The following is a 9577-nucleotide window of genomic DNA, read 5'->3' as shown; positions in this document are numbered from 1 at the left end:
GATTATAAATTAAATTGGCATATGACAATTTAAGTGCACACTATTGAGTTCTCAAAGACCAGACACCACCCGTCACACCCAACCAAGGGAAGCTCCGAACAGCAACCTGTCTAACTTACCACAAGAACGTGGCGAGAAGCGCATGTAAATGAGCCGGACCGTTTCAGTCCGGCTGCGTCGCGCTGACAAGGGAATACATTACGGCCCCCGACCCCCGACCAGCAACACCACGCAGCATCCCGGGCGTGTCCCCGCATGAATCCGCCAATTCACCCACACGACACCCCACCGACATCCCAGCCGGCACCGGGTCGACCCACGTCAGAGATGGCCGAAACGCGCCCGTTTTCGCCTCGCAGCCCACGATCCCGGGCGCGTCGCGGGAGGTGCTTAGATGGACGGGTGAACGCACCCACCGCATCAGCGACTCCCCCCTCTCCCGCAGACTTCGGCTTCACCGTCGATCAGCAGCTCGAATCCGGCGGGGCGGTCGGTTCCGGAGGCGAACCGCTCGGACGGAGCGGGACGATCCGCACCCCGCACGGGGAGATCCAGACCCCCGCATTCATCCCCGTCGGCACCAAGGCCACAGTGAAGTCGCTGCTGCCAGCGACCGTGAGCGAACTCGGCGGCCAGGCCGTTCTTGCGAACGCGTACCACCTCTTCTTGCAGCCGGGAAGCGACCTCGTCGACGAAGCGGGCGGCCTCGGCCGATTCATGAACTGGGACGGGCCGACCTTCACCGACTCCGGAGGATTCCAGGTGATGTCGCTCGGCGTCGGATTCAAGAAGGTGATATCGATGGCGGAGTCCGCCCACTCCGGCGCCGAGGTGATTGCGAAGAACAAGGAGCGTCTCGCGCACGTCGACGAGGACGGTGTCACCTTCAAGTCGTTCTTGAACGGCGACAAGCATCGCTTCACGCCGGAGGTCTCGATGCGCATCCAACACGAACTCGGCGCCGACATCATGTTCGCGTTCGACGAGTGCACCACACTGCTGAACACCCGGGAGTACCAGGAGGACTCGGTGGAGCGCACGGAGCGGTGGGCCGTGCGGTGCCTCGACGAGCACGCGCGCCAGACCGCATCGCGAACGCACCGCCCCTACCAGGCTCTCTTCGGAGTCGTGCAGGGGGCGCAGTACGAGGACCTGCGACGGCGCGCGGCGAACGGGTTGGCTCATCTTCGCGGGTCGGAGGCCACCGAGCAGGAGTTCGACGGATTCGGCATCGGCGGAGCTCTGGAGAAGCGGGATCTCGGCACCATCGTCGGCTGGGTCTCCGATGAACTTCCCGATTCCAAGCCGCGGCATCTGCTCGGCATCTCAGAACCCGATGACCTGTTCGCCGCCATCGCTGCGGGCGCTGACACCTTCGACTGCGTCGCCCCCTCCCGGCAGGCGCGAGGCGGTTCCATGTACTCGCCGACGGGACGCATCAACGCCAAGTCCGCAGGCCAGCGACGCAGGTTCGAGCCGCTCGACGCGGAATGCGACTGCTACACCTGCCAGAACTACACGGCGGCGTACCTGCATCATCTCTTCAAGGCGAAGGAGATGCTCGGTTCGACGCTCGCGACGATCCACAACGAGCGTTACATCGTGCGCCTGGTCGATCGCATTCGTAGGAGCATCGTCGACGGCACGTTCGCGGAATTGCGCGAAGAAGTGCTCGGCCGCCAGTACGGCATGGAGTTCGCTCGCGACGCCGCAGCCCGCGTCGCTGCGGCGGGGTGATATCACCCGCTGCACCCAAGCCTGAGACCGCCGCCCGGGCTAGTCGTCGACGAGCCCCACTCCGAGAGCACCGCGAATCATATCGAGATTCAGCTTTGCGGCGACGCGTGCGCCATTGCCCGCCGCGATGACGAGTTGCTGCGGCCCGGGCGGCACGATGTCGCCGACGCCGTACACGCCGCGGATCGAGGTCTCACCGCGTTCATCGACCTCCACGAGACCCCAGTGATCACGAGCGATGGGCAGATCGCCGAGGAACTCCACCGGCGCGTGCCAGCGCGGCCGCACGAAGCCGCCGACTCGCGCGATCACCTCTCCATCCGCGAGGCGCACCCCGGTCATCTCAGCACGCTCGCCGACGATGTCATCGATCGGACGCCGTTCCACACGGATGCCGATGCGCTCGAGCTGCGCTTCCTGCTCGGGACGCACGGTGTCGGCGCCGTTCGTGAAGACGATGAGATCCGAGCTGAAGCGGCTGATGAGCAGGGCCCGCGAGAAGACGTCGCTGGTCTCGCCGATCAGCACCAGCGGCTTATCGGTCTTCTCGAACCCGTCGCACTCGACGCAGCTGTGCAACGCGGTGCCGTAGTACGCGCGGATCATCGGCAGTGCCGGCAGCTCTTCGGTCAACCCGGCGGCGATGAGGACGCGACGAGCCGTGTACTCGACATCCGCCGCGCCGCGAATGCCGGTCCCCCGCACCGAGAAGCCGATGCCGTCGGGAAACCCCGCCGCGCGCGCCTCGTCGGGAGCGAGCGGGATCACCTCGCGAGTGATCGCCTGGGCGTACATCGCTGACGGGTAGCGTTCGAACTCCTCGCGGCCGAGGCGCCGGAGCTCGAGTGGAGACACTCCGTCGCGCGTCAGGAACCCGTGGGATTGCAGGGTCGCGGAGTGGCGCGGACGGTTGCTATCGAGGATCGCGATGCGTCGGTTCGCACGCACGAGCTGCAGTCCGGCGGACAACCCGGCCGGTCCGCCGCCGATGATCGCAACGCCGATCGGCGCCTCGCTGCTCCTCATGCGCTGCCACCCCCTCGACGTCAGCCCGCGAGGTGCTGTTCCAGGCGCCGCAGACGCGCGAGCGACTCCTCGCGGCCGAGCAGCTCGAAGGACTCGAAGAGAGGAGGCGACACGCGTCGGCCGGAGGCAGCCACGCGGAGCGGTCCGAAGGCGAGGCGGGGCTTGATCCCGAGCCCATCGACGAGCGCGGATTGCAGCGCCTCCTGAATGCCTGCCGTCTCCCACGCGTCGGCGGGGAGCGCATCGAGCGCCGCAATGCCCGCGGCGAGCACCTGCGGTGCGTCGTCCTTCAACGAGGCGAGCGCGTCGTCTTCGTAGTGCAGCTGCTCAGACGTGGTGAAGAGGAAGCCGAGCATGCCGACGACCTCGGAGAGCACGGTGACGCGGCTCTGCACCAGCGGCACCGCGCGGGCAATCACCGCGAGCTGCTCCTCCGTTGGTTCGATCTGCAGGGCTCCCCCCGCGATGAGGTACGGCAGGATCCGCTTCCCGAAATCCTCTTCCGACAGCAGCCGGATGTGATCGGCGTTGATCGCGTCGGCCTTCTTCTGATCGAAGCGGGCCGGGTTCGGGTTCACGTTCGCGACGTCGAACGCCGCGACCATCTCGTCGCTCGAGAACACGTCGCGATCCGGAGCAAGCGACCATCCGAGGAGCGACAGATAGTTGAGCAGGCCCTCCGGAATGAACCCGCGCGACCGGTGGTGCAGCAGGTTGGATTCGGGGTCGCGCTTCGACAGCTTCTTGTTCCCCTCGCCCAGCACGTACGGCAGATGACCGAACTGCGGGATCGCCTGCGCGATACCGAGCTCGACGAGCGCGTGGTACAGCGCGATCTGGCGAGGCGTGGACGACAGGAGGTCTTCTCCTCGCAGTACGTGCGTGATCCCCATCAGCGCGTCGTCGACGGGGTTCACGAGCGTGTACAGCGGCGCGCCGTTCGGCCGAACCACCACGAAGTCGATCGTCGATCCGGCGGGGAACGTGATATCGCCGCGCACGAGGTCCGTGAACGACAGGTCGGTGTCGGGCACTCGGAATCGCAGCGCCGGCTCGCGACCCTCCGCCCGGAACGCGGCGCGCTGCTCATCGCTGAGGTCGCGATCGAAATTGTCATAGCCCAGCTGCTTCGGCCGCCCGGCCGCGATGTTGCGCGCATCGATCTCTTCAGCGGTCGAGAAGCTCTCGTAGAGGTACCCGCCCTCGATCAGCTGCGCGATGACGCGCTGATAGATCTCGCCGCGCTCGGACTGGCGGTACGGACCGTGCGGGCCGCCGACATCGATGCCTTCGTCCCAGTCGAGCCCGAGCCACCGCAGCGAATCGATGATCTGGCTGTAGCTCTCCTCGCTGTCGCGGGCCGCGTCCGTGTCCTCGATGCGGAAGATGAACGTGCCCCCGGTGTGCCGGGCGTACGCCCAGTTGAACAGTGCGGTGCGCACCATTCCGACGTGGGGGGTGCCGGTGGGCGACGGGCAGAACCGAACGCGAACGTCGGCTCCGGTCGCGGTGGAAAACTGGGGGCTCTCGGTGTGTGACATCACCGTCATTCTAGCGTCGAGCGAGCACCCGAAGTCGAAGGCTCACGGCGATCCCGAGCACGATGAGCACTCCCGCAACGCTCGACAGCATCGGAAATCCGCCGACCGCGAAGAGCACCCCTGAGGCCGCACCGAAGACGGCTCCCGCCGCGTTCATCGCGGTATCCGACTGCCCCTGCCGCGCCGGCCGCTCCACTTCGGGAGTCAGCGCGGTGACCAGTGTCGCACCGGCGACCGTGACCATGCACCAGCCGAGCCCGAGCAGCACCAGCGAGGTCTGCACGACCACGACCGAACCGCCTCCGAACGCCGTCCCTGCGGCGGCCGCTGCGAGCACCGCGTAGCCCGTGAGCACCACCGGGATCGGGCCGAAGCGGCCCGCCGCGATTCCCGCGAGCGGGGAGAGCGCGTACATGCCGGCGATGTGGATGCTGATCGTGATGCCGACGAGCTCGATGCTGCCGCCGTGGTGCGTGAGGTGCAGCGGGGTCATCGCCATGATGCCGACCATGACCGCGTGGCCGAGGGCGACGAGCGCGATCGCGAGGAACTGCGGAGCGCGACCGACACGCATCGCCGTCGTCGGGGCCGGCGATGCCGAGGCTGGCTCGTCCGGTTCGCCGCCGAGCGCCGCAGTGGCGTGGTCGCCTGCGGTCTTCGCGATCCCGCGCGCCTCCAGCAGCGGATCCGGCCGCAGGCCGAACCAGACGACCAGGCCGGCGCACAGCTGAGCCGCGATCGTGAACACGAAGATGCCGGAGAGCGCGTGCAGACCGAGCGCGTCGCCGAGGGTCTCTCCCGGTCCGATGAGATTCGGTCCGATCACCGCCCCGATGGTGATCGACCACACGACGAGCGAGAGATCGCGCGCACGATGCGCGGGAGTCGCGAGGTCGGTCGCCGCGAAGCGGGCCTGCAGCTGCACGGCGGCGGCGATGCCGAGTGCGGCGAGACCGACGAAGAGCAGGATAGGAATCTCGACGAGTGCTGCTCCGATGACGAGGAGGGCTCCCCCGACGGCGAGCAGATTGCCGGTCGTCAGAGCGACTCGTCGTCCCCGACGAGCGGCGAGCCGTGCGAGCGGAATCCCTGCGACCGCGGCCCCCACCGCGTTCATCGTCGAACCGAATCCCGACAGCGCGGGGTTTCCGGTGACATCGGCGATGAGCAGGGCGCCGGCCGACAACGACGCTCCGATGCCGAGGCCCCCGAGCACCGTCGCGAGCGCGAGCACCGCGACCGAACGGCGCTGCAGAGCGCGCACGCCGTCTCCGGTCCGCGAATCCGGGGTCACCGGCTGTGCGTGAGGCATCTCGATCCCTACGCCGCGTGCGGGACGGTCTCGAGGTGCCACGCACTGCCGTCGACCGAGGCGAGGAGGCGCTTCGCGAGTCGCACCTGGGGGCTCTCGTTCGCCGTCGCCATCGATACCAGTCCGATGGTGCGATAGCGGGGCGGGTCGAGAGGCAGTGCGCAGGCGTCGTCGGGGAGGCTCCGCGCAGCTGCGAGCGCGAGTCCCGGTACAAGTGCGACGGCTCCGCCGGCCGCCGCCATCGCCAGCATGGCTGGCACGTTGTCGGTCTCCTGGATGATGTCGGGTTCGAAGCCGGCGTCGCCAGCCGCCGCGAGCAGATGTCCGCGGCATTTCTCGCATCCCGCGATCCAGTGCTCGGTCGAGAAGTCGCCGAGTTTCGCCGTGCGCTCCCCTGCGGCCCGCTCGTCCGAGACGACGAGGTGCACCTCTTCTCGCCACAGCGGCAGGAACGCGCTTCCGGCGGGCAGCTCGGCCGCGCCCTCGTAATCGAAGATGAGCGCGCAGTCGACCTCCCCGTCGCGCAGCATCGCCGTTGCGGCGGGCGGCTCGGCCTCGCGGTACTGGAGTGCGACGTCCGGCGCTTCCATCGCGAGCCGCCGCATCAGCATCGGGACCAGCGTGGCGCTGGCGCTCGGGAAGCCGACGAGCCGCAGGGTTCCGGCGCGCTCACCGCGCAGGTCATCGATCGCGGCCAGCGCGGCATCGATCTCGCTGACGACGGTGCGCCCGTGATCGGCGAGGATCTGCCCGGCCGTCGTCAGCCGGATGCCTCGCCCGCTGCGCTCGATGAGCGGAACGGCGAGCCGGGTCTCGACTCGCTTGATGCGCTGACTCACGGCCGGTTGGCTCAGCCCCAGTGACGCGGCAGCAGCAGTGAGCGAACCGGTCGTGGCGAGCGCGTGCAGGATGCGGAGCTCGGTCGAATCAATCGAGGCGAGCGGATCGGCGGTGCGCATCGAAGTCATGGTGGCAGTGTACACCCACACATAACCAGACGCGAGGCAAAGCATAAGAATGATTCTGTTTCATTATGACTCACGGGCTCCTACGCTGGCAGCATGAACGCACAGACCACGCTTCTCGAGCTGCAGCGGCAGTACCCCTCGGTGCCCGGCTATCTCTCGGCCTGCACGGCGGGGCTGCCTGCGACCACCACCACCGCCGCGCTGCAGACCTTCATCGACGAGTGGTCGACGGGTCGCATGGACGCGCATCGGATCAGCGCTCAGGTCGAGCAGTGCCGAAGCCTCTACGCGGGGCTCGTCGGCGTCGCGCCCGAGCGCGTCGCTGTCGGCACCCAGATCTCCCAGTTCGCGTCGGTCGTGGCGACCGCGGTTCCTGACGGGGGCGAGGTGCTCTGCGTGGCCGGCGATTTCTCCTCGCTGACCCACCCGTTCGAACAGGCCGGCCGCAACGTGCGCGTGAGGTACGTCGAGCTCGAGCACCTCGCCGATGCGGTTCGCCCTGGCACGTCCCTCGTCGCCTGGTCGCACGTGCAGTCGGCATCGGGCGCAGTATCGGATCATCGAGCGATCCTCGCCGCGGCGGAGGCTGCCGGGGCGCTCACCTGCGTCGACCTGACGCAGGCCGTCGGCTGGCTCCCGGTGGATGCTGGCGACTTCGACATCACCATCTGCCACGCCTACAAGTGGCTCAGCGCGCCCAGAGGCTCAGCGTTCATGACCGTTCGCGCGGGTCTCGACGATGCCCTCGTGCCGATCGCGGCCGGGTGGTATTCGGCCGATGACCCCTGGAGTTCCTGCTACGCCGGGCACACTCCGCTCGCAGCGGGTGCCGGGCGCTTCGACCTCTCCCCCGCCTGGCCCGTCATTCCCGGTACCGTCGCCGCGCTCGAGACCATCGCGAGCATCGACACGGGTGCCCTGCACGAGCACGCGCTCGGTCTTGCGAACGCCGCCCGATCGGGTCTCGGGCTCGAACCGGGAGATTCGGCCATCGTCACCTGGAGCGACATCGAGGGCGTCGACCTGGCGTCGCTGACGCGCGCCGGAATCGTCGCCTCGGGACGCGCTGGCAACGCGCGCGTCGCGTTCCACGTGTGGAACACCCCTGACGACGTGGCCGGACTCATCGAGGCGCTCAGGCGCTGAACCGGAGCGGTGGACCGTCGCTCGAGCTGCGGGTCAGCCCGCTGCGGCGAAGGCCTCGGCCTCGGCCACGTCTTGCTCGGTGGCCACCAGCTGCCCGCATGCGCCGTCGATCTCTTTGCCACGGGTATCGCGGAGCGTCGTGGGGATGCCGGCGGCGTTCAGGCGGTCGACGAATTCGCGGGTCACCTCCCGCGTCGATGAGGTCCAGATCGAGCCCGGTGTCGGGTTCAGCGGAATCGGGTTCACGTGCACCCACCCGCGACCGCGCTCGTTGAGCTTGTCGGCGAGCAGATCGGCGCGCCAGCCGTGATCGTTCATGTCCTTGATGAGGGCGTACTCGATGGAGACGCGGCGACCCGTCGTCTCGTAGTAGTGGTAGGCCGCGTCGAGCACCTCTTCGACCTTCCACCGGCTGTTGACCGGGATGAGCTCGTCGCGCAGCTGATCGTCGGGCGCGTGCAGCGACAGCGCGAAGGTGATCGGAATGTTCTCGGCGGCCAGCTTGCGGATCGCCGGGGCGAGCCCCACGGTCGAGACGGTGATACCTCGCGCCGACATGCCAAGGCCCTCCGGCGACGGTGCGATCATGCGATGCACCGCGTTCATCACGCGCTTGTAGTTCGCGAGGGGCTCGCCCATGCCCATGAAGACGATGTTGTTCACGCGCTCCGGCTCCGCGCCCTGAGCGACGCGACGGGCGCCCCCCAGGCCGCCTTCGGCGATGACGCGATTGGCCTGCACGATCTGGTCGAGGATCTCGGCGGTCGACATGTTCCGGGTCAGCCCCGCCTGCCCCGTGGCGCAGAAGGGGCAGTTCATGCCGCACCCGCATTGGCTCGAGACGCAGAGCGTGATTCGGCCGGGGTATCGCATGAGCACGGACTCGACGAGCGCGCCGTCGAACAGCCGCCACAAGAACTTGATGGTGTCGCCGTCGTCGGTCACCAGGCGCTTCACCTCGGTGAGCAACGGCGGGAAGAACGCCGCGGCGAGTTCCTCGCGGCGGTCTTTCGGAAGATCCGTCATCTGCTCCGGATCGGTCGTCCGGTGCTCGAAGTAGTGCTTGGAGAGCTGCTTCGCGCGGAACTTCGGCACGCCCAGCTCGACGACCTTCGCCTCCCGCTCCTCGAGCGTGAGGTCAGCCAGGTGGGTGGCCGGCTGCTTCACGCGCGGCGACGCGAACTGCAGTGTCGGGCGACCGTCGGGATCCGCGATCTGCTTCCAGCCCTCGGCCTTCGGGCGCACCTGCGGGCGAGCCGCAGCGTCGGCCGAGCGAGGCCGGGTTTTGCGCAGCGGCGTGCTCTCGGGAGCGCGGTCATGGTTGAGCTTGTTGGGATCCACACGTCTATTGTCGCAGGTCGCAGGCGCGACCCCCTCCGAGAGCGCCGATCAGAGCAACCGCGACCGGATGAGAAAGCGCAGACCCTCCGGAGCTTCGAGCGAGAAGCCGCTGCCGCGGCCGGCGACCGCGTCGACCGTGAGATGGGTGTGCGCCCACACCCCGAACTGCTCCCGCGACATCCAGAAGCCGATCTCCCTGGTCGCCCCCGCGGGGCCGGGCGCCGAGCCGCTCTCACCGAGCGACGGCAGCTCGAGGGTGCCGAGCAGGACGTCTTGTCCGCCGGTGCGGAACTCGCCCAGCGGATAGCACATCGGCGCGCTGCCGTCGCAGCAGCCACCCGATTGATGGAACATGAGCGGGCCGTGCATCGCCCACAACCGCTCGATGAGCTCGATCGCCACCGGCGTGAATGCCAGACGGCTCTCGGTCTCTCCGGCCACCTCTGGTCTCGCCGCCCGAGGCGCGACTGCGTCCGACCCGCTCATGATCCTGTCTCCTTGCCTTC

The 9577-nt window shown here is 68.2% G+C and carries 8 protein-coding genes; 2 read left to right on the top strand and 6 right to left on the bottom strand.

The window, feature by feature from the left end:
* Nucleotides 1-402 precede the first annotated feature (402 nt).
* Nucleotides 403-1737, top strand: coding sequence for a tRNA guanosine(34) transglycosylase Tgt (tgt, locus tag WFH23_RS13625; protein WP_336662931.1), 1335 nt, complete (start codon nucleotides 403-405; stop codon nucleotides 1735-1737).
* Nucleotides 1738-1776: 39 nt separating this feature from the next.
* Here the strand turns inward: tgt and WFH23_RS13620 are convergent, their stop codons facing one another.
* The 4 genes from WFH23_RS13620 to WFH23_RS13605 are packed head-to-tail and all read right to left on the bottom strand — an operon-like array spanning nucleotide 1777 to nucleotide 6584.
* Nucleotides 1777-2763: an NAD(P)/FAD-dependent oxidoreductase gene (locus WFH23_RS13620; RefSeq protein WP_336662930.1), complete on the bottom strand. Its 987-nt coding sequence runs from the start codon at nucleotides 2761-2763 to the stop codon at nucleotides 1777-1779.
* Nucleotides 2764-2783: 20 nt separating this feature from the next.
* A complete protein-coding gene (gltX, locus tag WFH23_RS13615; protein WP_336662929.1) occupies nucleotides 2784-4304 on the bottom strand; it encodes a glutamate--tRNA ligase in 1521 nt (506 codons plus the stop codon).
* Nucleotides 4305-4314: 10 nt separating this feature from the next.
* A complete protein-coding gene (locus WFH23_RS13610) occupies nucleotides 4315-5616 on the bottom strand; it encodes an MFS transporter (protein WP_336662928.1) in 1302 nt (433 codons plus the stop codon).
* Nucleotides 5617-5624: 8 nt separating this feature from the next.
* Complete coding sequence (locus WFH23_RS13605; RefSeq protein WP_090150148.1) at nucleotides 5625-6584, bottom strand: LysR family transcriptional regulator; 960 nt, start codon at nucleotides 6582-6584, stop codon at nucleotides 5625-5627.
* Nucleotides 6585-6677: 93 nt separating this feature from the next.
* Here WFH23_RS13605 and WFH23_RS13600 point away from each other — a divergent pair, with 93 nt between their 5' ends.
* Entirely contained in the window at nucleotides 6678-7730 is a 1053-nt protein-coding gene (locus WFH23_RS13600; protein ID WP_211648540.1) for an aminotransferase class V-fold PLP-dependent enzyme, read from the top strand.
* A gap of 33 nt (nucleotides 7731-7763) precedes the next feature.
* Here WFH23_RS13600 and rlmN read toward each other — a convergent pair whose 3' ends face one another.
* Both rlmN and WFH23_RS13590 read right to left on the bottom strand, forming a co-directional pair.
* Nucleotides 7764-9071 carry a 23S rRNA (adenine(2503)-C(2))-methyltransferase RlmN gene (rlmN, locus tag WFH23_RS13595; protein WP_200331848.1) on the bottom strand — a complete coding sequence of 436 codons (1308 nt, stop codon included), beginning with the start codon at nucleotides 9069-9071 and terminating at the stop codon, nucleotides 7764-7766.
* A 48-nt stretch (nucleotides 9072-9119) separates the two neighbouring features.
* The gene (locus WFH23_RS13590; protein ID WP_336662927.1) at nucleotides 9120-9557 is read right to left on the bottom strand and encodes a DUF779 domain-containing protein; all 438 of its coding nucleotides are present in this window, start codon (nucleotides 9555-9557) and stop codon (nucleotides 9120-9122) included.
* Nucleotides 9558-9577: the final 20 nt, after the last annotated feature.

The sequence above is a fragment of the Leucobacter sp. USHLN154 genome (assembly GCF_037145595.1).
GTDB lineage: Bacteria > Actinomycetota > Actinomycetes > Actinomycetales > Microbacteriaceae > Leucobacter > Leucobacter alluvii.
The sequence above is the reverse complement of the archived record's forward strand: the minus strand, read 5'-3'. Positions and strand labels throughout refer to the sequence as shown.

Bases quoted from the DNA above. Each gene is read 5' to 3' on its own strand.
- WFH23_RS13620 (WP_336662930.1), bottom strand. From the start codon at position 2,763: ATGAGGAGCAGCGAGGCGCCGATCGGCGTTGCGATCATCGGCGGCGGA.
- gltX (WP_336662929.1), bottom strand. From the start codon at position 4,304: ATGTCACACACCGAGAGCCCCCAGTTTTCCACCGCGACCGGAGCCGAC.
- WFH23_RS13610 (WP_336662928.1), bottom strand. From the start codon at position 5,616: ATGCCTCACGCACAGCCGGTGACCCCGGATTCGCGGACCGGAGACGGC.
- WFH23_RS13605 (WP_090150148.1), bottom strand. From the start codon at position 6,584: ATGACTTCGATGCGCACCGCCGATCCGCTCGCCTCGATTGATTCGACC.
- WFH23_RS13600 (WP_211648540.1), top strand. From the start codon at position 6,678: ATGAACGCACAGACCACGCTTCTCGAGCTGCAGCGGCAGTACCCCTCG.
- WFH23_RS13590 (WP_336662927.1), bottom strand. From the start codon at position 9,557: ATGAGCGGGTCGGACGCAGTCGCGCCTCGGGCGGCGAGACCAGAGGTG.